General features: G+C 57.5%; 24 protein-coding genes. 10 read left to right on the forward strand and 14 right to left on the reverse strand.

What is annotated here, in order from left to right:
* Positions 1–18: 18 nt before the first annotated feature.
* From ETAA8_RS14335 to ETAA8_RS14350, 4 genes are read right to left on the reverse strand one after another with little or no spacing between them, the layout of a single operon-like run.
* Positions 19–1,707, reverse strand: coding sequence for a sulfatase-like hydrolase/transferase (locus ETAA8_RS14335; RefSeq protein ID WP_202921833.1), 1,689 nt, complete (start codon positions 1,705–1,707; stop codon positions 19–21).
* 22 nt (positions 1,708–1,729) lie between these two features.
* The gene (locus tag ETAA8_RS14340) at positions 1,730–3,145 is read right to left on the reverse strand and encodes a DUF1501 domain-containing protein (RefSeq protein ID WP_145089276.1); all 1,416 of its coding nucleotides are present in this window, start codon (positions 3,143–3,145) and stop codon (positions 1,730–1,732) included.
* 3 nt (positions 3,146–3,148) lie between these two features.
* Positions 3,149–6,049, reverse strand: a complete 2,901-nt coding sequence (locus ETAA8_RS14345) for a PSD1 and planctomycete cytochrome C domain-containing protein (protein ID WP_145089279.1) — start codon at positions 6,047–6,049, stop codon at positions 3,149–3,151.
* 11 nt (positions 6,050–6,060) lie between these two features.
* Positions 6,061–7,500 (reverse strand): sulfatase family protein, encoded by a 1,440-nt coding sequence (locus tag ETAA8_RS14350; protein ID WP_145089282.1) that lies wholly within the window; start codon positions 7,498–7,500, stop codon positions 6,061–6,063.
* Positions 7,501–7,672: 172 nt separating this feature from the next.
* Between ETAA8_RS14350 and ETAA8_RS14355 the strand changes: the two genes are divergently transcribed.
* Together ETAA8_RS14355 and ETAA8_RS14360 are read left to right on the forward strand one after the other, a co-directional pair.
* Positions 7,673–9,031 carry a DUF1501 domain-containing protein gene (locus tag ETAA8_RS14355; RefSeq protein WP_145089284.1) on the forward strand — a complete coding sequence of 453 codons (1,359 nt, stop codon included), beginning with the start codon at positions 7,673–7,675 and terminating at the stop codon, positions 9,029–9,031.
* 4 nt (positions 9,032–9,035) lie between these two features.
* Positions 9,036–9,923, forward strand: a complete 888-nt coding sequence (locus ETAA8_RS14360) for a WD40 repeat domain-containing protein (RefSeq protein WP_145089287.1) — start codon at positions 9,036–9,038, stop codon at positions 9,921–9,923.
* A gap of 333 nt (positions 9,924–10,256) precedes the next feature.
* On the opposite strand, the gene folD is transcribed toward ETAA8_RS14360, so the two are convergent.
* Positions 10,257–11,135: a bifunctional methylenetetrahydrofolate dehydrogenase/methenyltetrahydrofolate cyclohydrolase FolD gene (gene folD, locus ETAA8_RS14365; protein WP_145089290.1), complete on the reverse strand. Its 879-nt coding sequence runs from the start codon at positions 11,133–11,135 to the stop codon at positions 10,257–10,259.
* 164 nt (positions 11,136–11,299) lie between these two features.
* On the opposite strand from folD, the gene ETAA8_RS14370 reads away from it, so the two are divergent.
* Both ETAA8_RS14370 and ETAA8_RS14375 read left to right on the forward strand, forming a co-directional pair.
* On the forward strand, positions 11,300–12,286 hold the full coding sequence (locus ETAA8_RS14370) for a tRNA 4-thiouridine(8) synthase ThiI (protein WP_145089293.1): 987 nt from the start codon (positions 11,300–11,302) through the stop codon (positions 12,284–12,286).
* Between the two features lie 175 nt (positions 12,287–12,461).
* A complete protein-coding gene (locus tag ETAA8_RS14375; RefSeq protein ID WP_145089296.1) occupies positions 12,462–13,655 on the forward strand; it encodes an acyltransferase family protein in 1,194 nt (397 codons plus the stop codon).
* On the opposite strand, the gene ETAA8_RS14380 is transcribed toward ETAA8_RS14375, so the two are convergent.
* From ETAA8_RS14380 to ETAA8_RS14390, 3 genes are all read right to left on the reverse strand, one after another.
* Positions 13,626–14,507 (reverse strand): ABC transporter permease, encoded by an 882-nt coding sequence (locus tag ETAA8_RS14380; protein WP_145089299.1) that lies wholly within the window; start codon positions 14,505–14,507, stop codon positions 13,626–13,628. The two genes, ETAA8_RS14375 and ETAA8_RS14380, sit on opposite strands and share 30 nt — an antisense overlap.
* A gap of 2 nt (positions 14,508–14,509) precedes the next feature.
* Positions 14,510–15,325: an ABC transporter permease gene (locus tag ETAA8_RS14385; RefSeq protein WP_315851590.1), complete on the reverse strand. Its 816-nt coding sequence runs from the start codon at positions 15,323–15,325 to the stop codon at positions 14,510–14,512.
* A 75-nt stretch (positions 15,326–15,400) separates the two neighbouring features.
* Positions 15,401–16,096 carry a hypothetical protein gene (locus ETAA8_RS14390; RefSeq protein ID WP_202921834.1) on the reverse strand — a complete coding sequence of 232 codons (696 nt, stop codon included), beginning with the start codon at positions 16,094–16,096 and terminating at the stop codon, positions 15,401–15,403.
* Positions 16,097–16,195: 99 nt separating this feature from the next.
* Here ETAA8_RS14390 and ETAA8_RS14395 point away from each other — a divergent pair, with 99 nt between their 5' ends.
* Entirely contained in the window at positions 16,196–16,519 is a 324-nt protein-coding gene (locus ETAA8_RS14395; protein ID WP_145089302.1) for a DUF971 domain-containing protein, read from the forward strand.
* Here the strand turns inward: ETAA8_RS14395 and ETAA8_RS14400 are convergent.
* Both ETAA8_RS14400 and ETAA8_RS14405 read right to left on the reverse strand, forming a co-directional pair.
* On the reverse strand, positions 16,516–17,592 hold the full coding sequence (locus ETAA8_RS14400) for a zinc-binding dehydrogenase (protein ID WP_145089305.1): 1,077 nt from the start codon (positions 17,590–17,592) through the stop codon (positions 16,516–16,518). The genes ETAA8_RS14395 and ETAA8_RS14400 overlap by 4 nt on opposite strands.
* Before the next feature lie 4 nt (positions 17,593–17,596).
* Entirely contained in the window at positions 17,597–18,952 is a 1,356-nt protein-coding gene (locus ETAA8_RS14405; protein ID WP_202921835.1) for a DUF5690 family protein, read from the reverse strand.
* 182 nt (positions 18,953–19,134) lie between these two features.
* On the opposite strand from ETAA8_RS14405, the gene ETAA8_RS14410 reads away from it, so the two are divergent.
* From ETAA8_RS14410 to ETAA8_RS14430, 5 genes are all read left to right on the forward strand, one after another.
* The gene (locus ETAA8_RS14410) at positions 19,135–19,722 is read left to right on the forward strand and encodes a phosphonate degradation HD-domain oxygenase (RefSeq protein WP_145089308.1); all 588 of its coding nucleotides are present in this window, start codon (positions 19,135–19,137) and stop codon (positions 19,720–19,722) included.
* Entirely contained in the window at positions 19,719–20,861 is a 1,143-nt protein-coding gene (locus ETAA8_RS14415) for a TIGR03364 family FAD-dependent oxidoreductase (RefSeq protein ID WP_145089311.1), read from the forward strand. Before ETAA8_RS14410 ends, ETAA8_RS14415 begins: the two co-directional genes overlap by 4 nt.
* Before the next feature lie 29 nt (positions 20,862–20,890).
* Positions 20,891–21,679: a phosphonoacetaldehyde hydrolase gene (gene phnX / locus ETAA8_RS14420; protein ID WP_145089314.1), complete on the forward strand. Its 789-nt coding sequence runs from the start codon at positions 20,891–20,893 to the stop codon at positions 21,677–21,679.
* Positions 21,680–21,942: 263 nt separating this feature from the next.
* Complete coding sequence (locus tag ETAA8_RS14425) at positions 21,943–22,578, forward strand: HEAT repeat domain-containing protein (RefSeq protein ID WP_145089317.1); 636 nt, start codon at positions 21,943–21,945, stop codon at positions 22,576–22,578.
* A gap of 334 nt (positions 22,579–22,912) precedes the next feature.
* Positions 22,913–24,427, forward strand: a complete 1,515-nt coding sequence (locus ETAA8_RS14430; RefSeq protein WP_145089320.1) for a hypothetical protein — start codon at positions 22,913–22,915, stop codon at positions 24,425–24,427.
* A gap of 38 nt (positions 24,428–24,465) precedes the next feature.
* On the opposite strand, the gene ETAA8_RS14435 is transcribed toward ETAA8_RS14430, so the two are convergent.
* The 4 genes from ETAA8_RS14435 to ilvE form a co-directional block, all read right to left on the reverse strand.
* Entirely contained in the window at positions 24,466–24,945 is a 480-nt protein-coding gene (locus ETAA8_RS14435; protein ID WP_145089323.1) for a hypothetical protein, read from the reverse strand.
* Positions 24,946–25,057: 112 nt separating this feature from the next.
* Positions 25,058–25,408, reverse strand: coding sequence for a DUF5615 family PIN-like protein (locus tag ETAA8_RS14440; RefSeq protein ID WP_145089326.1), 351 nt, complete (start codon positions 25,406–25,408; stop codon positions 25,058–25,060).
* Positions 25,389–25,763 (reverse strand): DUF433 domain-containing protein, encoded by a 375-nt coding sequence (locus tag ETAA8_RS14445; protein ID WP_145089329.1) that lies wholly within the window; start codon positions 25,761–25,763, stop codon positions 25,389–25,391. Before ETAA8_RS14445 ends, ETAA8_RS14440 begins: the two co-directional genes overlap by 20 nt.
* Positions 25,764–25,843: 80 nt before the next feature.
* On the reverse strand, positions 25,844–26,701 hold the full coding sequence (gene ilvE, locus ETAA8_RS14450; protein ID WP_145089332.1) for a branched-chain-amino-acid transaminase: 858 nt from the start codon (positions 26,699–26,701) through the stop codon (positions 25,844–25,846).
* Positions 26,702–26,821 lie beyond the last annotated feature (120 nt).

Below are 26,821 nucleotides of genomic sequence, written 5' to 3' on the forward strand. Positions count from 1 at the left end.
CAGGCAATTTGGATGAGATCATTTGGCGTTAGGGTTCTTACCACCAGAGGTGACGAACTCTGCGCGGGTCAGCGAGCCGTTCTTATCGACGTCGAATTGGACGAAGCGCTGGGGCGCTTCGTCCGGATCGGGTTGATTGGCGAGAAACTCCTCGCGCGTCAGCTTGCCGTCGCCATCCTTATCTTTGCTGGCGAAGAGCACGCCGCGATCTTGCGACTTCTTGGCGGCTGGCTTGGATCCGGTATTGGCAGCAGCTTTGATTTGCGGCTTCGCTTCTGGATGTTTCGCCAGATTTGCCCGCAGCTCGGCAACGACCGTTGGCAACTCGGCGGCCAGATTCTTCGTTTCGAGTGGATCGGTCTGATAGTCGTAAAGCTCGAGTTCAGCTGTCTCGGGCGAAGCGCCGATCTCCTTCCATTCAACCAGCCGATAACGAGCCGTGCGAACGGCGCGGCCTAGCAGCTTGCCGCGCGGATAGACGTGAATGATCGAGTCCTTCGTCGCAGACTTGGGATCGGAGAGTGTCTTCGCAAAGCTGCTGCCATCGAGCCCCGTGGGAATCGGCAGACCAGTCAGTTCACATAGCGTGGGATAGATATCGACGGTTTCAATAAGTGCAGATGTTTTGGTTCCGGCCTGAGCACCCTTAGGCAAGGCCACGACGACAGGAATGCGAGCGGCCTGTTCATAGTTAGTGTGTTTGCACCAGATGCCATGATCGCCCAAGTGCCAGCCATGATCGCCCCAGAGAACGACGATGGTGTTGCCCGAGAGCCCGGAATCATCGAGCGCGGTGAGCACGCGACCGAGTTGAGCATCCATATAACTAGTCGCGGCGTAGTAGCCGTGAATCAATTTCCGTTGCAGGTCAGCGGGAAGATCACCTTTGACTGGAATGTCTTTGTAGTTGCGGAGTTCGCCGCCGAATTGCGGGGCGTAACTTGGTGCACCCTTAGGAGGCTGTGTGACTGCTGCAAGATCGAGCTTCTCGGGGTCATATAGATCCCAGTACTTTTGCGGTGCACAGAACGGAAGATGGGGCTTGAGAAAGCCGACTGCGAGAAAGAAAGGCTGGTCTGGCTTTTCTTTCAAGGCCTCGATTCGCTTGACCGCTTCGTCCGCGACGATGCCATCACCATAAGTGGAGTCCGAAACGTCAGCCGCTTCATAGGCTGCTCCTTTGGGCAAATTGCCGGCGGGCTTATTGCTGAACAAAGCACCTTCGCGAGTTTCCTCCGCTTGATTCGCCTTGAGTGCGTACTGCACCGTCTTGGCTTGGAAGTGAGGCACGCTCCACGAAGTGGCGTCCTCGTTATTGCCGTGACCAACATGAAACAATTTGCCCATCGCTTCGGTGCGATAGCCTTGCTGCTTGAAATACTGCGGCAGAGTGACGGCTTGCGGTGCTGACTTGCGAAAGTTGGTGCCCAGGTCGTAAATGCCCAGTGTTTGGGGGCGCAAGCCAACCAGCAGCGAGTTGCGCGACGGCGAACAAACTGCCTGATTGCAATAGGCACTATTAAAGACCATTCCACGACTGGCGAGTCGATCGATGTTTGGCGACTTGGCAAGTTTGTCGCCGTAACAGCCGAGTTGCGGCTTCAAGTCGTCAACGCAGATCAGCAGTACATTCGGCCGCGTTTTTTCTGCGGCTGCGACAATCGCAACAAAAAACAGCACGAGCAAGAGTGAGGAGAGGAGTTTCATCGTTCGCTTCCAGAAGAGTTCGTCAGGCGAGTAATTCACGCACGACGTGACCATGCACGTCGGTCAGGCGAAACTCGCGCCCCTGATATTGAAACGTTAATCGCTCGTGGTCGAGTCCCAGCAGATGCAGTATCGTCGCGTTCAGGTCATGCACGTGTACTGGCCGTTCGGCAATGTTGAAGCCGAATTCGTCCGTCGCGCCCACGCTGCAGCCCGGCTTAATCCCACCACCTGCCAGCCACATCGTAAACGCGTCTTTGTGGTGATCGCGCCCCGGCTTCGTCTTTTCGCCATCGCCGCCCAAACCTTGCGCGAGGGGCGTGCGACCAAACTCGCTGCCCCACACGACCAGCGTATCGTTCAGCAAGCCGCGCTCCTTTAAATCGGCCAGCAGGGCCGCCATGGGCTGGTCCACATCGCGGGCTTTTCGTGGCAGCGAACTGGCGATGTTGGAATGATGGTCCCAGTCAGCGTCGTAAAGTTCGACCACGCGCACCCCGCGCTCGACGAGTCTCCGCGCGAGCAGACAGTTATTCGCAAAGCTCGCTTTACCCGGCTGCGCGCCATAGCGTTCTAAAGTCTCCTGCGACTCGGCACCAATATCGATCAATTCAGGAACCTTGGTTTGCATTCGAAAAGCCATCTCGTACTGGCTGATGCGAGTCGCAATTTCCGGATCGCCCACATCGGCCAGTCTGGCTTCATTCAGAGCACGCGTGGCATCAAGCACGCGGCGACGACTGTCGTTCGAGTGCCCCTGCGGATTCGAGAGGAAAAGCACCGCATCTCCCTGCGAACGAAATTGCACGCCCTGATTCACGCTCGGCAGAAACCCGCTCGACCACATGGCGGTCCCTGCGCCACCCGCATTGCCACTGAGCAGGACGACATACGCCGGCAAGTCTGCATTGATCGAGCCGAGTCCGTAAGTCACCCACGAACCAAAGCTGGGGCGGTCGCCGCGGCCGAAGCCAGTGTGCAGAAAAATCTGGGCGGGGGCATGATTGATTTCTTCCGTATGGAGCGAACGCACGACGGCGATTTCATCGGCCATTTTTGCGAGGTTGGGCAATAGCTCCGACATCTGCTGGCCACTCTCACCATGCGGCGCAAACTTGAACTTCGAGCCCGACAACTTCTTTTCTGCCCCGAGAAACGCAAACCGCTTGCCAGCCAGCAGCGATTCGGGACACGCTTCGCCATTGCGGCGAACGAGTTCGGGCTTGGCATCGAACAGATCGAGCTGCGACGGCGCACCGATCATGTGCAAATAGATGACTCGTTTCGCCCGCGGTGCGAAATGAGGCTGTTTACCCGCTGCAGATTCCGGTGCCGCTTGCAGCAGATTGCAAAGTGCGAGCGCGCCAAGACTCAAACCGCCACGCTGGAAAAATGAGCGCCGGTCGGTCAACTTCAAGTGAGCCAGTTGCTGCTGCATTACTTAACCCTTAGTAATCGTTTCGTCGAGGTTCAGGAGCGCGCTAGCGACGGCAAACCAGGCTGACACTTCATTTCCCGCCGCCTGTTCGGCATTGAACAGTTTTCGCAGGACGGCGAGTTCCGCTGCGGATGGCGCCCGCGCAACTGCCAGGCGAAAAGCGTGCGCGAGTCGGGCATCAAGGTCACCATCAGGTTGCTCGCGCACAATTCGCTGCGCAAAAGCCTGAGCTGCGCCAACGTAAACGGGATCGTTGAGCAGCGTGAGGGCTTGCAGCGGAGTGTTCGAGCGCAGCCGTTTAACGCGGCACGACAAGCGAGCGGTGGCATCAAAGGTAATCATGCTTGGATTCGGGGACATGCGCTTGAGCACCACATAAATGCCGCGGCGATATTGCTCCGAACCGGGGCTGACGGTGTATTCGTATTTCTCGCCACCCACTTTGTTCCAGAGTCCCGCAGGTTGCGGCGGATAAATAGGGGGGCCAAACTGCTTGAGGTCGATCAGCCCGGCGATTGCCAACGCGTTATCGCGAATTCCCTCTGCGCTGAGGCGATAACTGGGTCCGCGAGCCAACAGGCGATTCTGTGGATCCCGCTCGCTCAGTTCCGGCGTGAGTCGGCTCGATTGGCGATAAGTTTCGCTCGTGAGTATTGCCTTGAGGAGCTTTTTCTGCGACCAGCCTTGCTCGCGATATTCGACGGCCAGCCAATCGAGCAATTCGGGATGAGTCGGGCGTTGTCCTTTGATGCCGAAATCCTCCGGCGTTGTGACCAGACCTTCGCCGAAGAGTTCTTGCCAGACGCGATTCACGGCCACGCGGGCGGTGAGTGGGTTCTCGTCGCTACAGAGCCAGCGGGCGAGCGCGATGCGGTCGGGTTCGATCGCTTTGTTGGTGCCGGTGAGAATCACAGGTGTCGCGGCCTGAATGGCTTCTCCGGGTGTGCGAAAGTCACCGCGATTGAACATCGTCGTCGGGCGAAGCTGAGCAACCTGCTGCATCACCAAAGTGCGCGGCGGCTTCAATCCCTTCAGGCGATTTTCCAGCGCGGAGAGTTGGGATTCGAGTTCCCGTTTGGCCGGCGAAGCAGCGATTGGCTGTTTGGGAGCAGGCTTGGCTTCGCCGGTGAGCGCGGATAATCGCACTCGCCCCAGCGTGCGCGCCTGGCCAAAGTTCTGTTCGAGTTTGAAAGTGAGTGTAGTTCCCTGCTCAAAGCCGATTGGACGTGCGGTCCGAAAGCTGGCCCAATGGCTTTGCTTGAAGCGGGGACCAATGGCCCAGCCCGTCTTCGCTTTTCCATCAATGGCCCCCGAGACATCCCAGCCTTGCTGTGAAAAACTGGCGGTCGCATCTGCCAAAGGAACTTTCTCGGCGCGAGATGCCGCATCCAGGGAAGCCGCCTGGACAGAGAATTCGTGCAGTACGAAGTTGGTCCGCTGTGGATCGCCGCGTCCTGGTCCCATTCCTGGCAACGATTCGTCGGTCAGGGCCTCTAGTTTAAAGCCCGTGATGTTCTTCAGCTTGGTGTGAACAGTGATGGTGTACGTGTCCGTGGCGGGTGGATCGCCGACGAGCAAGATTGAGCCATCGTCCAAGATCTTATGCCCGGCATCGCCGGCGGAATCGAAATCGATGGGGACGAGTATTTCGGCCTTCGGTTCCTCCTCTGCGGTTGCTGTTGTTGTGGTGGTGGAAAAATTCGCCAATCCAGCTTTCAAACCGGCGATTTCCTGCGTCAGTTTTTCTCGCTGCTGTTCGAAGGCAGGATCCTTGATGTCTAGGTAAGGCCCGAGGAAACGAATGGAACCGGGCACTCTGGGATTTGATCGTTCGGCTTCGATCTCAGTTTGGTTGAAGTACGCGAACAGCCCGTAATAGTCGCGGTGAGTAATCGGATCGTACTTGTGATCGTGACACTGAGCGCACTCGAACGTCGTCCCGAGCCAAACGGCACCAAGCGTGTTCACGCGGTCGAACACCTGGTTCACGCGATTCTCTTCGGGGTCGGTTCCGGCTTCCACGTTGCAAGGAGCACAGCGGTTGAACCCGCTGGCGATTCGTTGGTCCTGCGTGGCATTCGGGAGCAAGTCGCCGGCCAACTGCTCGAGCGTGAACTGGTCGAACGGCATGTCGTCGTTGAGTGCGCGAATGACCCAATCGCGATAGGGCCACAGCTCGCGCAGGTCGTCCCGTTGAAATCCGTGAGAGTCGGCATAGCGAGCGGCATCGAGCCACGGGCGAGCCCATTTTTCGCCGTATTGAGGGGAACGCAACAGCTCATCGACCAGCTTTTCAACGGCCGACGGCAGATCGCGACTTGCTGCCTGCTCGAAGGCAGTCACTTGTGCGGGCGTGGGAGGAAGTCCGATGACGTCGAAATAAAGTCGCCGGGCGATGACGGCAGCGCTGGCGGGCGGCGAAGGCTGGAGGCCTGCGGATTTCAACTTGTCTAGGACGAATGCATCGACTGGATGGCTGCTTGATTGTGGGAGCGGCGCTTTCACCGGCGTGACATAAGCCCAATGTCGCGCGAGTTTCGCACCGGCGGGCCAAACGGCACCGGCGTTGATCCAGTCGCGAATCCTGGCGACTTCATCCGGTGTGAGGACATCGCCCCGGTTCGGCATTACTTCGGAATCGCTCTTAGGCAGCGAAATGCGCCGCAGCAATTCGCTGTTGGCTGCTTTGCCCGCCACCACGACCGTGCCGCTATCGCCCCCTTTCTGCAGCGATTCTGCAGTATCGAGTTTGAGTCCACCGGCCGCCTTTTCGCGGCCGTGGCATTCAAAACAAGATCGCTGCAGAACTGGAAGCACGTCGCGCGCGAAATCAACTTCCGCGGCAAGCGAGGCGCAAGAGCCCACCACGACAAGAACGGCAGCGAGCAGAGAACGAACAACCATATGCGCTGGGCCTATTCTTTGTTTTTGTTTTTTGATGGCTGCTTTTTCGACTGCTGCTTTTTGTTGGCCGGACCATTCTGATAGGTCTTCCACCAGGTAGGCCCTTCGGCCTCAATCTCCGCATTCAATTTCTTGAGTTCAGCTTGCATCTCGCCAAACTTGGCTGGTTCCTTCTCTTTCAAATCGTCCTGTTCAACCGGATCGGACTTCAGGTTGTAGAGTTCGAACTGCGTAAGGGGTTCATCGGCAACGATCTTCCAATCGCCAATCCGCATCGCTGTTTTCATCGGCCCGGGAGCAATCACGCAGCGCCAATAGAGCGGTCGCGAACGTTCCACTACTTTGCCTTCCAGAGCCGGTAGCAAATCTCCACCGTCCAGCACGCGATCGGCGGGCAATTTGGCTCCGGCGAGTTTCACTGCAGTGACGAAGATATCGGAGCCAATGACCGGTACAGCACTCTTGCTCCCTGCCGCTACGCTGGCTTTATTCAGGCTGGTAGGCAGCTTCACAATTCCTGGGACGCGAATTCCCCCTTCGTAGACGGCCCGCTTGCGGCCGCGCAGGCCTCCGGTCGAACCTCGGCCCGGCGATTTAATCCCATCACCTTCGGGGCCGTTATCGGAGGTGAAGATCACGAGCGTATCGTCGGTCAATTTCAATTCATCGAGCGTCTTTAGCAACTTGCCGAAGGCCGCGTCGAGTTGGCTGACGTTGGCATGATGTTCACGCTGGACGTCGTCGGTCAGGTCGGGATAGAGCGCCTTGAATTCGGGTGCCGACTTGATTGGGTAATGAGGCTCATGTGCCCAGACCGACAGGAGAAACGGCTTCGCCGCGTCCCGCTTGGTTTTCAGCCAGGTTGCTGCCTCATCGACAATGATGTGCGACGAATAGCCTTCGACCTTGCCGATTGGCTTGCCGTTGCGAACAAAGTTGCTCGGGTTCTCGTGGCTGGGGGCCGCATTGTTTTGCGTCGCGAGCCAATGGTCATATCCATGGTCGTTGGGCTGCGGCTGCGTGGGCTGGTTGAAGTGCGAATTGAGATGCCATTTGCCAACGTGGCACGTTTCGTAACCCACTTCCTTCAGCAGTTTGGGGAGCGCGAGTTCACTCGATCGCAAATGGATTTCGCGATTCTCGGGAATCCACGTGAAGACGCCATTTCGATACGGAGTGCGCCCCGTGAGAATGGCTGATCGCGAGGGACTGCAGACGGCACTCGCGGAATAGCAGTTCTGCAGCAACACGCCCCGCTTGGCAAACTCGTTGAGATTGGGAGTCTTGATGATCGGATGGCCATACACGCCCAGATCGCCATGCCCCAGGTCATCTGCCAGAAAGACAACGATATTCGGCTGCTTGGTTTGGGCCGCAGCAGTGGCGGCCAATAAGAGCCCGAGAACAAGGGCAAGAATTTGATTGCCCAACTGGTGGGACGATGCTGTCATGTGAGACGTCATTAGGGAACCACGGGAGAGGATGCAGCGAATGTTCCGAATGTACAACATCCATGCGCGAAACACAGATTTTATTGACCCGGACGAGCCGACGATGATATAAACATAACTTGATTAGAAGCCCCGCCTATAGCTGCCCACCAAGTTCCACGGAGATTTGCCGATGCTCACGGTAACAGGGAACGAACACCGCCATTGCGACGGCGTATCGCGACGTTCGGTGCTGAAGATCGGCGGTCTCGCGATGGGGGGCTTGTCGCTGTCGCAATTGCTGTCGGCAGAAGCAGCGGCCAAGCAACCGCAGCGGCAAAAATCGATCATCATGATCTTCCTGACCGGCGGCCCGCCTCATCAGGATATGGTCGATCTGAAAATGGATGCCCCGGTGGAGATTCGGGGCGAGTTCCGGCCGATTGCCACCAAGGTTCCCGGCATTCAAATCTGCGAACATCTCCCCGGCTTAGCTGCGACCATCGACAAGTGGACGATCATCCGCTCGCTGGTGGGTTCTGAAGGCAGGCATGCGGCCTTTCAATGCAACACGGGCTGGCCGGTGACGCAGCAGCCTGCGGGTGGCTGGCCGTCGTTCGGGTCGGTCGTATCGAAACTTAAAGGACCGGCCAATCCTGGCACTCCGCCGTTCGTCAGCCTGGCGAACAAGATGAAGAACCGCCCCTGGGGCGATCCTGGACAACCCGGATTCGTCGGTCAGGCATTTGCCCCGTTCACACCCAACGCCGACGGTGCCGGGACTTTGTCGGTGGGGAGCGTATCGGTCGAGCAGATGGCCGATCGTCGCGCTTTGGCTCAGCAACTGGACCGCTTCAAGCGTACGGCCGATGCCAACGGAGCCATCGAAGGACTCGATGCCTATCAGCAGCAGGCCTTCAGCATTTTGACTTCCGGCCGGTTGGCCGAAGCTCTCGATCTCTCGAAGGAAGACCCCAAGCTGCGCGATCGTTACGGCCGCGGCTCGACGGAAAATTCGGGCTACGGCGATGCTGGTCCGCTGATGAACGATTACTTCCTGGTGGCCCGCCGCCTGGTCGAATCGGGTGTGCGCGTGGTGAGCCTCGCTTATGGCCGTTGGGATTGGCACGGCCGCCCGCACGGAACAACGTTCGATAACGCTCGCGATCACTTGCCGCTGCTCGATCAAGGGTTGACCGCGCTAATGGAAGATCTCACTGCCCGCGGCATGATCGACGATGTATCGATTATTGTCTGGGGCGAATTTGGCCGCACGCCACGCATCAACAAGAACGGCGGCCGCGATCACTGGCCCAATGTCGGCTGCGGGCTGCTCGCTGGCGGCGGTATGAAGACCGGCCAGGTAATCGGCGCGACGGATCGACTGGGGGATCACGCAACCGAACGACCGGTTCATTTTCAGGATGTGTTCGCCACGCTCTACAACCGTATGGGAATCGATATCAACCGGGCCACGGTCAACGACCTGAGCGGTCGGCCTCGTTACCTGGTCGATCACACGCAGTACCAACCTTTGCGGGAAGTGATTTAGCGCGATGCCGACGCTCGAACTGCTCCACACGCTGACTCATCCGAATTCAGCCTATGCAGTGGCCTTTTCGCCGGATGGCAAGTTGCTCGCAACCGCGAGCCTCGACAATACCCTCAAGAATTGGGATGTCGCCAGCGGGAAAGAACTTGCCCGCCTGAGCGGTCATGGCGACGGTGTCTGCGGCGTGGCCTTTTCGCTGGATGGCAAGAAGCTCTATTCGGCCAGCATGGACAAGACCGTTCGCGTCTGGGATGTCGCCAGTGGCGGTGTCGAAGCGACGCACGGCGGGCACGGCGCGTATATCGAGAGCTTTGCGATCTCGGCTGACGGAACAACAGTCGCCACCGGCAGCCACGATAAGTCGGTGCGAGTCATTGCCGCCGATTCGGGCAGTTTGAAAGGAACTTTAGTCGGTCATGCCGACGCCGTCTTTGCGGTCGCACTCTCCCCCGATGGCAAGCGCGCCGCCTCCGGCAGCAATGATGGCACATTGCGACTTTGGGATGTGGCCAGCGGCAAAGGTCGCACGGTGGCCAATAACGATGGCGTACCGCAAGCCGTCATTTTTTTGAACGACGGCAAGAGCGTCGTCTCTGGCGGCAACGAAGGATTGATTGAATTCTGGAACTTTGCCACCGGCGAGCGTTTTCAAACGTTCGAGGGGCATCAAGGCATGGTGAAGAGCCTGGCAATTTCCGCCGATGATCGCTGGCTGGTGAGTGGCGGAACCGATGGCACGGTGCGGTTGTGGAATGTCGAACTCGGCAAGCAGATCGCGTCGGTTGCCGCCCACAAGAACAATATCTACGGCGTCGCCATCGCGCCCCATAAGAAGCAACTCGCTTCGGCCAGCTTCGATCGTTCGATCAAGGTCTGGGCAATCCGCGACTAGGTTTATCAACACCCCCCTTTTGCGTGCATCACAGACAAGCCGTTCAGTGGCAACGAATTACGTCCGAATTGCAAGTCCTCAAATCATCCTGTTTGTTGATAAACCTCGTAACCGCTGACGCTCGTACGACCAGGGTCGGCGTTGGTTTTCGGGCTGGCTGGTCGCCGTTAACCGTTGCAGCCTATCTAAACGCTTCTTCCACCAGGTTGCCAAACAGCCGATTAAATTATGACGACTTAGTGATTTATTGTCAAGTAACTGGCGATCATATTTTGCTGCTGTTTTGGTCCGGACGGTCCTCGCCTCTTTCAATAATTCGTAATACTCGCGTGCTTAAGTCAACTGCAGCCGGGCAGCGGTCAGCGTATTGAGCATCAGCATGACGACGGTGAGTGGCCCCACCCCGCGCGGCACCGGTGTGATGGCGCTGGCGATTTCACGGACGGCTTCGTAATCCACGTCGCCGCAGAGACCCGTTTCAGTGCGATTGATACCGACATCGATCACCACTGCACCGGGCTTGACCATATCGGCCTTGATGAACTTGGGAATGCCGATCGCGGCCACCAGCACATCGGCGGTGCGGGTGATAGCTGCCAGATCGCTCGTACGGCTATGGCAAACGGTTACAGTCCCATTGCAGCAATTGGGGCCAACGGGTGAATCTTTGGCAGCGAGCAACGTGGCGACGGGCTTGCCGACAATGTCGCTACGGCCGACGACCACGCACTGCTTGCCGGCGACAGAGATTCCACTTCGATCCAAAATCTGCAGCACCCCGTGCGGCGTACAGGGAAGAAAGCGTGGCCGTCCCTGAACAAGCAGCCCGACATTTTCAGGATGAAAACAATCGACGTCCTTGAGCGGATGAACCGCATCCAGAATCTTGGCCGACCGAATCTGCGGCGGCAGGGGAAGCTGGACCAAAATGCCGTTGATGTCTTCATCGGCATTCAATTTGGCAATCAGTTCGAGCAATTCCTCTTCGCCAGTTTCGGCGGGCAAGCGGTGCATCTTGCTTTCGATGCCGACCCGATCGCAGGCCAGGCGCTTGTTGCGCACGTACACGGCGCTCGCAGGATCATCGCCCACGAGGACCGCGGCCAGCGTGGGGCCGTCGCCATTGTTTTGAATGAAGTCGGCGACTTCCTCCGCCAATTCGATCTCGATTTGCGAAGCGATGGCCTTGCCATCCAGAACCGTACCGGCCACGCGTGAATTCCTTCGAAGGTTTGCAGAATCTGGTTGAACTAGCGCAGGCCTATTGTACGGATCATCGTCCGGGGCTGGTAGGCTTGCCCGCTCGTCGCCCGTTCGTCGAGGCGATAAGTTGAGAACCGTTGAATTCTTAACCGTTCTGGATACCAACCCGCCTCATGCGTTGCCTGGCTCTGTTTACCGGTGGTCTCGATTCGCAAATCGCCGTGCGGATGATGCAGCGACAAGCGATTGAAGTGATTGGCGTTCACATCCGCACGCCGTTCACTCCGCCGGCGAACGATGCGCGCGTGGCAGCGGAACGGGTGGGAATCGAGTTGCGAGAAATTGAGTGGTTGACAGACTATCTCAACTTGCTTCGGCGTCCGCTGTTTGGCTTTGCGCAGGAAATGGCGCCGTGTCTCGATTGCCGCATCGGTATGCTTCAGCGCGCTCAGCAACAACTGGAGTCGCTCGCTGCGTCATTCCTCATTTCCGGCGAAGTGGTTGGTCAGCGCCCAAGCAGCTTGCGCTCGCGCGATCTGGAGTCGATTGCCGTGCATGGCGGTGTCGACGATTTGTTGCTGCGGCCCCTCTCAGCCCAGTTATTACCGCCGACATTGCCCGAACGGAATGGTTGGGTCGACCGCACGCAGCTGCATGGCTGGCATGGCCGCGGGCGGAGAGAGCAACTGCTACTCGCGCGCGAGTGGAATCTCGTCAGCGAGCGCGAACAACAGAACAGTTGCCTGTTGCTCGAGCCGACCTACGCCGGTCGACTGCGCTTCTTATTGAAGCAGTCGTCGAATCCTCCGCTTTGGCACCTCGCCACGCTCAAGTTCGGTCGGCACTTTGGACTTGAAAACCGGGCACACATTGTCGTTGCCAAAAACGCCGATGAGGGCCGCGAACTAACGACTCTGTTCGACGCCAACGTGGCCACTGCAAATGTCGCCTTGTTGCAACCGTTGAACTTTCGAGGCCCACTAGCACTGCTGATTGGCAACATTGACGATGGCACACTGCAAGCAGCGGCCACTCTGGTGGCCCGTTATGGGAAAGACGTGCTGCCAGAGGAGTCAACGATTTCTGTGCGCGGAACAGTCGATCGACACGTGACAGTTCCCTGTGCTCAGCCCGACCAGGTTGTTGCACCTTGGCACTGAAGCGCTAACGGTGAGGTCCGTTTGTAGTGATTAGGGCAAACGTGACGTCCTGGTTCGACACCAACTCTCGTCTTCCACTTCTCGGCAGCCCGTTCAGGCAGGTGGATGTCGTAGGTTTCTATGTTCTGAGAAGATCGTCGCGCTTGGTTCGAGCACCGTCAGTGGGAATCTTGTTATGGGCCTCTGGCTGCCAACATTTGGTCGGTCCCTTTCCACCGTAACGGCAGCAGAACCGCTCGCTTTGCCGCGCGGCCATATTCCCGCGCTGGATGGGATTCGCGGCCTCGCGATTCTGTTGGTAACGGCCTATCGCTTCGCTGGTCCGCACGATGCGGAAACGCCCGATTGGATCATGCCGCTCATTAACTTCGGCAATCGGGGTGTCGATCTGTTTTTCGTGCTCTCGGGGTTCCTGATCACCGGCATTCTCTTCGAGGGGAAGGGATCGGACGGCTACTTCCGCAACTTCTACGCCCGCCGCACACTGCGGATTTTTCCGCTCTACTACATCACGCTGCTGATTGTGCTCCTGGGTTTGCCGCTGGTCGGCATCGGGACCAGTTGGTTAAAAATGACCGATAGCGATAGCAACTCGCTGTGGATCTATGGCAGCAATGTCTTGATGAGCTACCGTGGCCAGTGGCAGTTTGGCGGACTGAATCACTTCTGGTCCCTCTGTGTCGAAGAACATTTCTACCTCGTTTGGCCGCTGGTCATTTTTGCCTGCTCGCGCACGACGGCGATGCGCGTTTGCGTAATTACGATCGTCGCCTCGGCTGGTTCGCGCTTGGCCTGGTTAGCGCTCGGTGGCAATAACGTTGCAGCGGAAGTCTTCACTCTGTTTCGACTCGATGCCCTGTGCGCTGGAGCTTGGATCGCGCTGGCGGCTCGTGGTCCGGGTGGCCTCGGCGCTTTGTTGCCATGGGCCAGGGGCACATTTGTTATTTGTGGCTTGCTCTTACTGCCACTCGTGGTACTGGGCGCGCGATTGCTCACCATTCCCACGACCATGTTTGCGTTCTTCTTCTCGTCCTTCATTCTGTTGGCAGTGGCCTCGGCCAAACAGGGTTGGTTGTCGTTCTTAGGAAAATCGCAGCTGCTCCTCTGGCTGGGGCGCTATAGCTACGGCATGTACGTCTATCAAAACCTGCTGTTGTATGGCCTGGCCGGCGTTTTCACTGCCGAGACCATTCAACAAGTTACTGGCTCGGACCTGGTTGGCCGGCTGGGCTTCATGCTGGTGATGTCGCTCTTGACGTGTGGTTTGGCCTGGCTCAGTTGGCATGCCTATGAAAAGCGCTGGCTAGCCTGGAAGCATCTGTTCGAAGCCAAACGCCCCTCAACTGCTCGCACTGCGGTAGCCACGTAAGGCCTGCTGAAACAACCAGCGAGAAAACACGAGGCAAACGATCGTCGCGATCTGGCAATACAAGGCCAGTTGCATAGTACTACGAAAGTCCGCAGCTACTGGCCAGGCGATGACTCGTGCCGGGACGTTCACGACCAATAGAATCGGCAACGCGAACGTGAAGATCCAGCGGAGGGGCTGTCCCCAAAAACCGTCGTAGATCTCCATGGGATAGCGCGAAAAGTTGGTGATGTAAAACCAGAAGTCGTACAGCGACCGATTCTGACCGAGCCAAATACTGGTCGCTGCCAGGCTGATCATCACGCTGTACATGATCGCCACGCCACACACGACGTAGTAGGCATAGACCAGCAGCCAGAGTGGGTTGAACACCAGCGGCGAGTCTGGTTGCTGAGTAAGTCGCCACAAACTGAAGCCCAGCAGCAGCAAGCCGGCAACAAAGTTCGAAAGTCCCGCCCACTCGATCTTGCGGAGCGAAATCAGGAACTGCGTATCGATTGGCTTGAGCAATGCAAAGTCCAAGCCGCCGGTGCGAATCAATTCGCTGAGCTCTTCGCAATTCGGCATAAAGAACGACTGCACCAGGCTGTTGACGATCATCGTCGTCGACAAAAAGGCGAAGAACTCGTACTGATTCCAGCCCGAGATTTCTGCCGTGTAGCGAAAGATGAGCAAATAAAAGCCCAGGTTCATTGCCATCCACGTGACCGAAGTGACGCACTCGATCAAAAAGTTAGCGCGGAACATCATCGCGCGAATCAGGCTATTGCGCGCGAACGTCAGGAACACTTGCCAGTAAGAAGGATGCTTCGAAGCGATGGCAGGCGCGAGTAAGTTTGGGTTGGAGTCCATGGTTAACCCCCGTACGCGCTATAACGGCGCACGCCACGTGCCCACAGCACGCGGGCCAGCACAGCGAAAAACAAAACCCAGGCGATCTCGATGAGCAGCCCCCAGGCCAATTCCCAGCCTCTCACTTTTCCCAGCCAGACCGCTGCCGGAAAATAAGCCAAATACTGCAGCGGCAAGAAGCGAACGATGCTTTCCCACGGTTCGCTCAACATGTCGATGGGGAACATATGCCCGGAAAGGAAAAAGCTGAAGAGCATGTAGACGAACAGCATCGAACTGACTTCAAGCATCCAGAAGCCCACGAGCCCCAGGCACGCCTCGAGGAAGTAACCCAGCATGAAGCCGAGGATCAGCGATAGCGCAAAGGCCCCGATTGTCGTCAAATCGGGCCAAGCCGGAAAATAGTTGCGGCAGAGAAAAAAGACCAGCGCGAATGGACCCGTCGCCACCGAATAGTAGGCCAGCTTGTGTGCCACTCGGCTAACCAACTGAAACCCGAGGGGATCGATGGGTTGGATCAGGAATTTTTTGATCTCGCCTGTACGAATCTGACCGGCAATTTGCGACGACAGGCCGGGCATACTCGAAAAGGCCCGCGCGACCATGGTCAGCAGATAGTAGGCGACAAATTCCTCGTAGGAATAGCCCGCGATTTTGCCATCTCCCAGATTCTGGAAGATGGCGTACCATAAAAAAACCTGCGTAACGATCGGCAAGAACCGCATCAGCGTACCGAGCGCGAAATCGCCGCGGTAAACCAATCGTTCCTGCAGCGAGATTCGCAGGATCATCCACCAGGTGCCGAACGCTGCATTCACAGGGGAAAGTTTCTTCTCGTTTTCTCAAGCGGTCTGCAGGCGGGGACAAAGCAAATATCGTTCAGCCTCGCAGGACTATTTCTTCTCGACCTTCACGCCACGGAGTTCGAGATTATCGTAGTCGGCAGTGTCATCAAAGGTACCGACGCCGATTTGTCCCCACGCAAACGTTTTGTCCTTGGCGGTCATGACTGGTTTGTTCATGTCGTCAAAATAGATCTCGATTGTGCCATCGGCAACCTTGCGCACGACTTTCACGTCGTGCCAGCGCTCCTCCCAATTCGTGCCGGGAGTCGTGGTGAGCGAAATCTTCGCCCGCGCCGAGTCGTTGACGATGAAGATTTGATTGGCGCGATCGTCACCCTGCTTGCCGAGGTGGACATAGTAGAAGTGGCTTGGGTCTTGATAGCCAAACACCAGGCAGGCATCGCGATGGCCGTAATCGACGTGCGTGCTCTGAACTTTGGTTTTCAGTTCGAAGTCGCCGACGACCACATCCTTAAGGATCGCAATGTTCGTGGGACTGCGGTGCGGCGGCTTGTACTTTGTCTTCTTCTCGTGCTGGCTAAAGACTTGCCCTTGGTCGGTCTTTTTGACCTTCCACTGGGCAGGATCCATCGGCTGCCAGTTGTCGGCACCTTTCTCGAAGTCTTCGGTGTAAACCACCGGCAATTGGTCCGCAGCAGTTACCGCGGATGTCGAAAGCAGGCTGCCTAGGCCGAGAACGACGCCGCCAATTGCCCAACAGAGAGAGTGAATCATCCGACGCATGGAGTTTGCTCCGCCAGTGAAAACATGAGTTAAGTTAGCCTGCTTATAATACTGCGAGCCCCTTCGCGTTACCATTCCCATCACTGCCACTGGACTGACATGTCTGCCGATTTTGCCACGATTCCACCACAAAGCGTCCGCCGCGATCACAGTGCGGGCGTTCTCCATATTGCCTGGCACGACGGCCTGGCAGCAGCGGTGAAGTATCCGCTAGTGCGTGTCGCCTGCAGTTGTGCGCGTTGCGTGGATGAGGTTACCGGCAAGCGGCTGATCGACATTACCGATATCGATCCGCTGGTCATCGCGCAGGAACTGCAAGGAGTCGGTTCGTATGCCATTCGCATTCAATGGAGCGATGGCCACAATACGGGGTTGTACACCTGGCCCCAACTCCGGGCGCTCAGTGAAAGTTCCGTGGCTTAGGGCTTTATGCCGATGCGAATTGCTTGCGGATTGCGGGCTTGTTCAAAAGCCTCTGTGACTGCGGTCAGCGGGCACCAGGCCTCGACCAACCCGGCAAAGGGATAGTGTCGATGATGCTGACTCAGGAACTCGACGGCAGCGATCAAGTGCTCCGGCCCGTAATTATGCACGCCGGAGATCGTCAGGTTTCTGCGCACCATTTGCTCGAGCGGAAGACTGAACGGCGCGCCGGGAAACACTGCCCCGACTAGCACGAAGCGCCCTCCCATCCGCACCAATGGCCAGGCGTTTTCGAACGCAGCTGTCGCGCCAGTGAACTCGAGCACCAGGTCGAAGCCGTGTCCGTTGGAGACCTCTTTGGCGATGGCAGGAAGTTCATTCGGTGCCACACTGTGGGTCGCGCCAAAGGCCTTCGCTCGCTCGCGGCGATCGACATGCATATCGACGCACACAACTGCCGATGCCCCTCGTGCATGGCACATGGCGGCTGCGGTCAGACCGAGCATGCCAGCGCCGAGAACGCAGACAGTGCGTTCACACACCTCGCCCGCCGAGGCAAGCGCTGCGGCCACCGTTGCGGTTGCGCAACTGGCTGGGCAGGCAACTTCGAGAGGGAGTTCATTCGGCAAACGTATGATTGAGGTGCCAGCTACGAGCAAGACGTGCTCGGCAAGACCGCCCAGCAATTCACGACCCGGGCGCAACGGCTCATGCCCATACTTCACGCTCTGGAGGCATTTCTGGGCGAGCCCGCGGAGGCAATAAAAGCACTCGCCGCAACTGGCGACGATGGCCCAGGTCACTCGGTCGCCAACTCTCAAGGGCTGGCCGGCAATATCGAGGCGAGACTTATTCTTACCGAAGGCGACGATCTCGCCAACAATTTCATGTCCCAGCACCGTCGGTACCGGCACTTTGCGATGCCCTTCATAGCTGTGCAAATCGCTGCCGCAAAGCGTGCAGCCCAACACCCGCGCGAGTGTTTCACCAGCCTGCAGTGTTGGCAATGGCAGTTGGCTTAGTTCCACTTCGCGGGGTGTGCCATGAAAGAGTGCGGCCCGGGACTGAATCACGTTCTCACCTCGTCACCTCGGCAGCAACTACTAATTTCGGCTCGCGAACTCGGTCGCTGAAGTATCGCCAACTTCCTGCCAGGCAGCAGAGCGCGAGGCCAGTCGCGATCCAACAGACCAGCAGAAAAAAATTGAGAAAGGAACCTTCAATGTTCAGCAAGTTCTTGCCCAGCAGCACGCCCACCACACCGAGATAGCCGATGGAGTCCGCAACATACATCAGGAAACCCAAGTTGCCTCGTTCGCGAGTCATGGCGAGAAACCGCTCGAACACCTTAGTGTGTACGGCGACATACGGCAGGTACAGCCCCAGTCCGATCAGCACCATCAAAGTAAAGCCGTCAATCATCGCCGCCTGTCGACACAGGAGCGCCACGAGGATTAGTCCTAGCCCTGCGCCACAAATGCCGAGCGAGATAAAAAATGCTCGGCGACTATCACGGACAAAAACGGCCGATCCATTGGCCAGCAAGACGCCAAGTGCCACACAGTATTCCGATTGGCTGTAGATCGCTGGTACCGCCTTCTTGCCGAGCAGATCAAGCCATAACTCGGGTGCAAAATCACTACGGATGCTCCGCAAGATAGAAATAAGCAAGTACAAGATCACGAGCAGCGTGAGCCCGAACATATAGCGGAAATAGAGTTGCCAACGGTCGTTGCTCGACATCGTCACCCGCGCAGCGCGCTCGGCGATGTCTCGCTGGTTCGGTGGGGGGATCATCGCCAGCATCGCGACAAAGATCACCAGTGGCACCACAAAGAGCAGCCCGGCAACACTCGGCATCCACGGTTCAGGCACCTTCTGAATCAACAGCCAGGCCCCCACCGATTTGGTCATCCCATCTGCCAAAATGAAGCTGGTACACAGTCCGGCCGTTAACGCCTCGGTCGATCTTCGGCCTTCCAAGAATCCCAGCACGAGTCCAAACACCATGCCCAGTGAGAGTCCGTTCAAGAACAGGCTGCCGACGTTCCAAGGGCTTGGGAGCAGTCCAAAGAGTACCAGCGCGAATTGGGCGATCATCACGAGAAGCAGAATGCCGCCGGCACGACGATGCGGTGGCATCTCGGCGATGACTTTGATGCCAATAAACTTCGACAGCATATAACCAAGCGTTTGCGAGATGACGAGCGCAGTCTTGAGTGTGACCCCAGCCACCATCGCATCTTCAAATGTTGCTGCGGTGAACGGCTTGCGGAACGCATACATGCAGAAGTAAGTGCCAAACGCCGCCACGACCGACCATATTTGCCAAAACCAATCTGGCATATTCGTGCGAGAACCGCTCAGCGGCGCGACGCCTGCGACCGAAGCATCAGCGGGAGTAATTTTGAGATCGCGGTCCACGGCAGTCATAGCGAGCAAATCGAATGGGCAAAGACGCGTTTACTATACAGTCCGCCATCACAGCCTGTGTTTAGATTTCGTGAATCTGGCTGCCGACCCTGCTCAACGTTAGGTTCAGACGTTACGATGCGAAGCGAATAACTTAGGAATCTGGTGAAACCTCCGAGCCGCCCTTAACAGCGCTGCCTGCTATGGATTCTACAAACAGTTCGACTCATCATCCGACAACTCTAGCTGTCCTGCAATTATTCCGTGCTCATGGTGGCTCTCGCTATGGCGGAGAAAACGTTTCTCAGCTTGAGCATGCCTTGCAGGCGGCCTTTTTCGCCGAACGCGAAGGAGCGAGTTCGCCACTGATAGTAGCGGCGCTGTTGCACGATGTTGGTCACTTGCTCCACGACCTCCCCGCCGATGCTCCCGATCGCGGCATTGATGATCGCCACGAGGAACTGGGCGCTCATTGGTTGCAGGCTCGCTTCGCGGCGAATGTCTGCGATCCCGTGCAGTTACACGTGGTCGCCAAGCGGTACCTGTGCGCAGTTGAACCGACCTATCTCGGGCAGCTAAGCGCTCCTTCCATCCAAAGCCTAGGTTTGCAGGGTGGGCCCATGTCTCCGGACGAGGCGCGCCAATTCGAGCAGCATCCGCACTTTTGCGATGCCGTTCGCTTGCGCAAGTGGGACGATGCTGCCAAAGTCGAAGGACTTGTCACGCCCTATATCGAACACTTTGCCCCTCACTTAGATGCTGCAGCCAAACTTGCCGGAGCGGCAGAGTGAAGCCGCAGCAAGTCGGCATCATCGGTGCGGGAATCGTTGGCCTGGCCTATGCCTGGTCGGCTGCCCAGCGCGGGCATCGTGTCACGGTGTTCGAGCGAAGTCCGCAAGCCTGCGGCGCTTCGATTCGCAATTTCGGCATGATCTGGCCCATTGGTCAACCCGCCGGTGAACCGCACGAAATCGCACTCGCCAGCGCCGCGCGCTGGCGGCAAGTGGGCGAAGCGGCAGGAATCTGGGTAAATCCCTGTGGTTCCGTTCATCTCGCCCATCGCGATGATGAGTGGCAAGTGCTGCAAGAGTTTCATGCTCAATCCAACTCGCTCGGGTTTGAATGTGAACTGTTGACGTGCGACGAAGTGCTGCGCCGTACACCCGGAGCAAACCGTGAACAACTCAAAGGCGGCCTGTTTAGTCCCACGGAACTGGGTGTGAATCCGCGGGCCGCGATCCGCGAGTTGCCCGGTTGGCTGGCGAAGCAATTCGGCGTGCAGTTTGAATTCCAGACGGTGGTGACTGCGGTTGATGATCGGGGGATTCGGACCGCCAATGGTCGTACCTGGTCAGTCGATCGGGCGGTTGTCTGCGCCGGTGCAGACTTTGCGTCGCTCTTTCCCGAAGTCCTCGCGACCGCTGGCATGAAGCAATGCAAGTTGCAAATGTTGCGTACAGTTTCGCAATCCAGCAATTGGCGAATTGGGCCGCACCTGGCCAGCGGATTAACGCTCCGACACTACCACAATTTTGATGTCTGCCCGTCGCTGGAACCATTGAAGGCGCGGATCGCGCACGAAACTCCTGAACTCGACCGCTATGGCATTCACGTCATGGCGTCGCAGAACAACTTAGGTGAGGTGATCTTGGGGGATTCGCACGAGTACGATGACGAAATCGAGCTCTTCGATAAGACCTTGATCGACGATTTGATGTTGCGAGAGTTGCAGAAGATTTTGCATTTGCCCAACTGGTCAATCGCCGAGCGCTGGCATGGCGTCTATGCTAAGCATTCGGAGGTGCCACTCTTCGCAGCCGATCCACAACCCAACGTTCACATTCGCACGGGCACGGGCGGCGCGGGTATGACCATGTCGTTCGGTCTCGCCGAGCGCTGCTGGAACCGCTGGTCAGCTGTGGCAACATAATTCAACAGAAATAGGGCCGGAGGCAAAGTATGAAATCGCCACTGCAAGCTGTGATCCTCGATTGGGCAGGAACCACTGTCGATTATGGCAGCCGCGCACCGACCGAAGTCTTCCTGGAGATCTTTCGCCGCCGTGGCGTTGAGATCACCGTGGCCGAAGCCCGCGGACCGATGGGCATGGCCAAGCGCGCCCACATTTCGACCGTCATTTCGTTGCCGCGCGTCGCCCAGTTGTGGCAAAGCGTGCATGGCCGCCCCCCCGTCGATAGCGACGTGCAAGCCATGTACGAAGAATTCCTCCCGCTCCAGCAAGAAACTTTGGCGCGTGGTTCTGATCTCATTCCCGGCACGCTGGAAGCGATTGCCGAGTGCCGGCGACTGGGCCTGAAAATTGGCTCGACCACGGGTTACACCCGCGCACTGATGGAGGTCGTTGCGCCGCTGGCTGCCCAAAGTGGTTACAAGCCAGACTGCATTATCTGCTCTGACGATGTCTCGGCGGGTCGACCAGCACCCTGGATGAACTTTCACGCTGCAGAACGGCTCAACGTCTTTCCCATGGATGCCGTTGTGGTAGTGGATGATACACCGGTTGGCATTCTGGCTGGCAGAAATGCTGGCTGCATTACTGTCGGTGTTTCTCAATCGGGAAATGCCCTCGGCCTTTCTCTGGCAGAAGCAGAAAGCTTGCCTCCAGCAGAGTTGCAAGCTCGACTGCAGGCCATTGAGCGGGAGTTTACAGAACTGGGTGCTCATTATGTCCTGCGCAGTGTGGCTGAACTGCCAGCACTGCTACGACGGCTGATCGATGGCCTTTAGCCCTCCCCTGCCCTTCAGAACTTTTGCGTTTTGAAGTAACGCCAGCAGAATTCGTCTGGTCTGGTTTCTTTGCCACTGGTATAAGCCGCGACGAGTGTTGCCCGCCTCGCGCTCCGGCGCGGTCGTGGCGACGACGCGCCCGTTTGTCATTGCGCAGGAAAACATCCTTGAGCTCTCATCCTCCTGCATACAACCGAAGGTGGATTTGTTGGGCTGCCGTGCTTGGCTGCGGCAGTTTCACTTTGGGTTGCGCCGAAGGCCCCGTGCCAGAACTGCGCTCCCTCAATCCCTGGGTGACTAAGGATTGGAATGCCGACGAAGCCTATGCGCCCACCTATCATCGCAAGGTGCAAGACCTGGCTGACCTGCGCAACCGCGCGCCATCGATGACTCCCGAAGAACATCAACGTTTCAGCGCCGAGATCGTAGCCGAATTGCAAAAAGAAGAAGCTGTGGTCATGCGGACGGAACTCGTCAAAACGCTGGCCACGCTCCCCACCGAACAATCGCGGGCAGCCATTCAAATGGCTGCGAACGATGCCGATGCGTATGTCCGCCGTCAGGCCTGCCTCGCTCTGGCGAAGAATCCGGACGCGACTTCGCTGCAGATTCTCGGCCAGGTTCTCGCTAACGATAACGATACGGATGTGCGACTTGTCGCCGCAAAATCGCTCGGACAGTTCCGCGATCCACAAGCGACACAAGCGCTGGCCGTGGCTATCGACGATAACAATCCGGCCTTGCAGCACACGGCCATGGACTCGCTGAAAAGCGTCACTGGAAAAGATTACGGCTACAGTGCCTCCGCCTGGCGCGAATACGTCCAAGGTGGCACACCCACGCCACCTCCGGCACCTTCGTTGGCTCAGCAGTTTAAAGAAAACTGGTGGTGGTGGTAAACGAACAATCGACAAGGTCGGTGCGGCTTAGCTAGGCGCAGCAGCACCTTAAATTACCCCTGTCGACGGAGTACGACAGGTTTGGCCATCAGCCAGGACCCGCACATTCCGCAGGTTAAACAACGCACAACTGGAGTGGGTAGTTTTTTTCATTCGCGGTTCAGACTAGTCGCCATGCGGTTCCGATATTGGACCTACCACGGCGTGAGGCGGAATCGTCGTGAGTACTACCCTGGCAAAACAACCGGCAGAGTCACGCTAGCAGTCGGACGATCTACCCTCGTCCGTTGCTGGCACGACTACCATTGCTATCACGTCGAGCGAAAGCTAGTTCATGATTCGTACGACTTTCTCGTTCACCGCGCTCTTCGGTCTGCTCGCTTTGGCGTGCAACCTTTTGTTTACTCATACCGCAGACAAATCTGACAGCGGAGGGGGTGATGCGAGTGGAGTCGGCACAGAACTTAAGTGTGAATCGCCAACCAACGAGCCTTTGCTGCGGCAGGCTCAGCGCCAAGATTCGCCGCTGTCGCTGCTGACAGAACCCATTCATTTGCAGTCGATCAGTCAGGCACAGAAGCCTGGCGAGATCCAGTTGGTTGATTTCGAGGAAGCTTTCTTTCTCGACCCGCCTGCCAAGGAAGACGAAGCCAAGAGCGACGTAAGTGATGGTATCGCTCCGACTAAAACGATTGATGAATTGGTGGGCGACGAAAAGCCAGCGGAAGAAATCAAAGACCAAGCGAAAACCGACGCTGATAAGCCAGTTAACGATAAACCCGCTGGCGAAACTGAAGATGCCAAGCCGATGGGGCCCGAAGAGGGAAAGACACTGCCCGACGCCAAGTCGCAAGAACTGACTTCCGAGCAAATCATTCTTCGCGACGAGATTCGCGAATGCCTTGGCCATTATTATCATCGCCCCGAAAACATCGCGACCCGTAGCCCGTGGGCCTGCATGCACGCGATGATCGCTTACGGCGTAGATACCAACCTGGTGGTCGGTGGCCAACGCGCCAATGCCATTGGTTACCTCTGCTACAACGGCAATTGCAACGGCCAACAATTGTTCTACACCCAAGGTGGCCAGTTGCAGGCTCGCATTGGCCCCGGAGTGCAAGGTCACGCCGGCCAGTTCCTGGCTATGCTTGCTCAATCTCGCGTGAAGACCACCTTCCCCATGAAGGTCGATGCTCGCGACTTCACGGTGGCCGATCTCGTCGAACACGAGAAGCTCACTTGCCGCCCAAACACCGAACTCACATTCAAACTGATTGCCCTCTCGCACTACTTGCGATCCGATGAGTCGTGGACCAGCAACGATGGTCAAACGTGGGACATTCCTCGCCTGATCAAAGAAGAACTCAACCAGAAGATTGTCGGCGCCGCGTGCGGTGGTACGCATCGCCTGATGGGTTTCAGCTATGCCGTTCGCAAACGCCAGCAACGGGGCGAAGTGATGGAAGGGCAGTGGCTGCGGGCCAAGAAGTTCCTCGAAGCCTATCACCAGTACACTTTTCGTCTGCAGAATCCGGACGGCAGCTTCAGCACCGACTGGTTCGCTGGTCGCGGCGACAATGGCCCACCCGCCCGCCGCTTAGAAACGACCGGCCACATTACCGAATGGTTGTCGTACTCCCTCTCGCAGGAAGAACTGAACGACCCGCGCATGGTGAAGAGCGTTGGCTATCTGACGAAGCTGCTGCACGACGGGCGCAACGACCGCTGGAACATCGGACCGCTTGGTCACGGGCTGCATGCCCTCGCCATCTACGATGAACGCGTCTTCGGTGGCGAACCTGGCAAGCGAGCCGAACAGCTTGCCCGCAAGTCGGCCATCCAGCGCTAAGTGATCGTCACTAATCCGATGATGTTCGAATCGTACGTTTACTTTGCCTCTGCCCGGGTGATCGTCCCGGCGATGGTGCCGCCGTGTTCTTTGTTGGCGGTTTCCCACCAACGGCCGGCGTAGACGTCGTCGTAAAACATAACGCGGGCCGACCAGTTGGCGCTTCCCTGGCTGGTCTTCACGTTGTCGAGCATCAGCACTGCTGTATCGCCGGCGAACTTTACCGAGCAGGCAATCGGAAATTCAACTTCCCGATCGCCCAGTTTGAACACCGAGACCACGGCCCACTTGTCGCCGTCTTTCTTCTCGACGCGGGCAATTCGGTACGAATCGTTCCCCTTCTCGCCCCCCAACTTGCCCCCTGCCACAGGCGCCCAACTACCCTTAAGCGTCGCGTTCTTCAGCATGGCGACAAACTTAGCTTCTACCTCGCCATCGCCTTGAGCGAAGCAAGGGAGTGCCGAAGTGAAGCAGTAGGCAATGAGAAGTCCGAGCATTGCTGCTTGAATGCGTTTCATGAGAGGAGTCCAAGGAAGTTGAGAAAACTGCGGGCAACGTGAAGCGGATTCTATGCTGCCCTTTCGCGCCTCGCAAACCAGCGTCGAGCGATTAGGGAAACCTGCCAAGCGGTCAGAAAGGCAGAAAGAACACTTGATTGGCAATCTCGCTTGCCTGGATCTCGCGGGAAAGAAACGCGATGTCGGCAATTGCTCGGCTCGTGGCGAGTTGGTCAGGCACGATGATGACTCCCGGCATGGGCTTTGATTCAGCGACTCGCTGGTATGCCGCTGGGGGAACTGTTGAAACGTCGTACGTGACAAGGACGCGGTTTTCGCGGGCTGCCCATTCCAGGATTAGCTCGTCGGCAGTGTTCATCAAGCCGACGTCTTGCACGCGCACGCAGTCCAAGTCTGGATGAATCCTCATCAAGCCCCTGACGATATCGCCGTTGAGGTTCTCATCACTTAGCAGGCGGAGCATCAATAGATCCCGCTAGGTCGTGTTGCGGGGCGTTACGACGAGCCAGCAGCTTCTCCCGCAGGGCTGACTGGTCGGGCAACTGAGCTTCGATGGTGCTGCGAATGTTTGCAGCGTCAAGGTTGCGACGGCGAAGATACTCATGCACTTCTTCGCGACGCTGGAGATACCAACTCAGAACTGAATAAACATCGGCGAGCTGCAGGGTGTCGTAGCACTGCACGATCCCTTCCGGTGTTGCTCCATTTTCAAACGCCCGGACGACTCGCTCCAACAACACGCGTGTTCCCCGGACTCGCAGCCCACCTTGCTCGTCGGCTACGAGCGGCACTTCGACGGCAGCAAGGGGTAGGATCATTGGAATGGTTCCAGCGCGGTCGCAGAAGAGCAACTTTTCCCAATTGTAAGTCACCCTGGGCTAGATTCCAACTTCTGCTTCTACTCCCGCGTCAGCTGATGGAACTTGGCCGTGAGTGACTTGGTCATGGGGCCGGGTTTGCCTTCGCCGATGATGCGGCTGTCGATTTCAACCACGGGAATGACTTCCGCGGCACTGCCGGTGAGGAAGACTTCGTCGGCGATGTAGACGTCGTGGCGCGAAAGGGGAATCTGGCGAACGGTGATGCCGGCCTTTTCGGCCAGTTCGATCACGGCGTTGCGGGTGATTCCTTCGAGAATGCCGGCGTCGATCGGCGGCGTGAAGAGCACGCCCCCTTTCACCAGAAAGATATTGTCACCGGTGCATTCGGCCACTTCGCCCTGGGTGTTCAGCATCAGCGCTTCGACACAGCCCGCCCGCAGACCTTCGATCTTGGCCAGGATGTTATTCAGATAGTTCAGCGACTTGATCCGTGGGCTTAGGGCGGCCGTGTGGTTGCGCACCGTCGCGGCGGTCACGATCTTCAGTCCGTTGTCATAGAACTCTTTCGGGTACAGCTGAATGTGATCGGTGATGATGATCACTTCGGGAACCGGGCACTTGTTGGGATCGAGCCCCAAGGTGCCGCTGCCGCGGGTGACGATCAGGCGAATGTAACCATCGCGGATATTGTTCTTCGCTAGTGTCTCGTTCACTGCCGTGGCCATTTGTTCTGGTGTGATCGGAATCGTCAGCCAGATTGACCGGGCAGAATCCCACAGTCGGTCGAGGTGCTCTTTGAGGCGAAAAACCTTGCCGTGATAACTTCGCATTCCCTCGAACACGCCGTCGCCATAGAGCAAGCCGTGGTCGTACACGCTGATCTTGGCGTGTTCTTTGTCGTAATATTTGCCGCTGATGTAGATTTGGAGCGTCATGGGGAGGGCCAGAGGTTAGGGATCAGGGGCCGGGGAAGGCCAAGCGAAATTGCGCGAAACCAAATATATCGGACTTGTGCACGCTTGAGCAGAGAGCAGGTGACAGCGTTTCTGGTTCGG

The sequence above is a fragment of the Anatilimnocola aggregata genome (assembly GCF_007747655.1).
GTDB lineage: Bacteria > Planctomycetota > Planctomycetia > Pirellulales > Pirellulaceae > Anatilimnocola > Anatilimnocola aggregata.

Coding starts and splice junctions, on each gene's coding strand:
- ilvE (WP_145089332.1), bottom strand. CDS start 26,701: ATGACGCTCCAAATCTACATCAGCGGCAAATATTACGACAAAGAACAC.
- ETAA8_RS14380 (WP_145089299.1), bottom strand. CDS start 14,507: ATGGACTCCAACCCAAACTTACTCGCGCCTGCCATCGCTTCGAAGCAT.
- ETAA8_RS14355 (WP_145089284.1), top strand. CDS start 7,673: ATGCTCACGGTAACAGGGAACGAACACCGCCATTGCGACGGCGTATCG.
- phnX (WP_145089314.1), top strand. CDS start 20,891: ATGAAATCGCCACTGCAAGCTGTGATCCTCGATTGGGCAGGAACCACT.
- ETAA8_RS14440 (WP_145089326.1), bottom strand. CDS start 25,408: ATGCTCCGCCTGCTAAGTGATGAGAACCTCAACGGCGATATCGTCAGG.
- ETAA8_RS14435 (WP_145089323.1), bottom strand. CDS start 24,945: ATGAAACGCATTCAAGCAGCAATGCTCGGACTTCTCATTGCCTACTGC.
- ETAA8_RS14390 (WP_202921834.1), bottom strand. CDS start 16,096: ATGCGTCGGATGATTCACTCTCTCTGTTGGGCAATTGGCGGCGTCGTT.
- ETAA8_RS14340 (WP_145089276.1), bottom strand. CDS start 3,145: ATGCAGCAGCAACTGGCTCACTTGAAGTTGACCGACCGGCGCTCATTT.
- ETAA8_RS14345 (WP_145089279.1), bottom strand. CDS start 6,049: ATGGTTGTTCGTTCTCTGCTCGCTGCCGTTCTTGTCGTGGTGGGCTCT.
- ETAA8_RS14430 (WP_145089320.1), top strand. CDS start 22,913: ATGATTCGTACGACTTTCTCGTTCACCGCGCTCTTCGGTCTGCTCGCT.
- ETAA8_RS14335 (WP_202921833.1), bottom strand. CDS start 1,707: ATGAAACTCCTCTCCTCACTCTTGCTCGTGCTGTTTTTTGTTGCGATT.
- ETAA8_RS14375 (WP_145089296.1), top strand. CDS start 12,462: ATGGGCCTCTGGCTGCCAACATTTGGTCGGTCCCTTTCCACCGTAACG.
- ETAA8_RS14405 (WP_202921835.1), bottom strand. CDS start 18,952: ATGACTGCCGTGGACCGCGATCTCAAAATTACTCCCGCTGATGCTTCG.
- ETAA8_RS14410 (WP_145089308.1), top strand. CDS start 19,135: ATGGATTCTACAAACAGTTCGACTCATCATCCGACAACTCTAGCTGTC.
- ETAA8_RS14395 (WP_145089302.1), top strand. CDS start 16,196: ATGTCTGCCGATTTTGCCACGATTCCACCACAAAGCGTCCGCCGCGAT.
- ETAA8_RS14350 (WP_145089282.1), bottom strand. CDS start 7,500: ATGACAGCATCGTCCCACCAGTTGGGCAATCAAATTCTTGCCCTTGTT.
- ETAA8_RS14370 (WP_145089293.1), top strand. CDS start 11,300: ATGCGTTGCCTGGCTCTGTTTACCGGTGGTCTCGATTCGCAAATCGCC.
- ETAA8_RS14360 (WP_145089287.1), top strand. CDS start 9,036: ATGCCGACGCTCGAACTGCTCCACACGCTGACTCATCCGAATTCAGCC.
- ETAA8_RS14445 (WP_145089329.1), bottom strand. CDS start 25,763: ATGATCCTACCCCTTGCTGCCGTCGAAGTGCCGCTCGTAGCCGACGAG.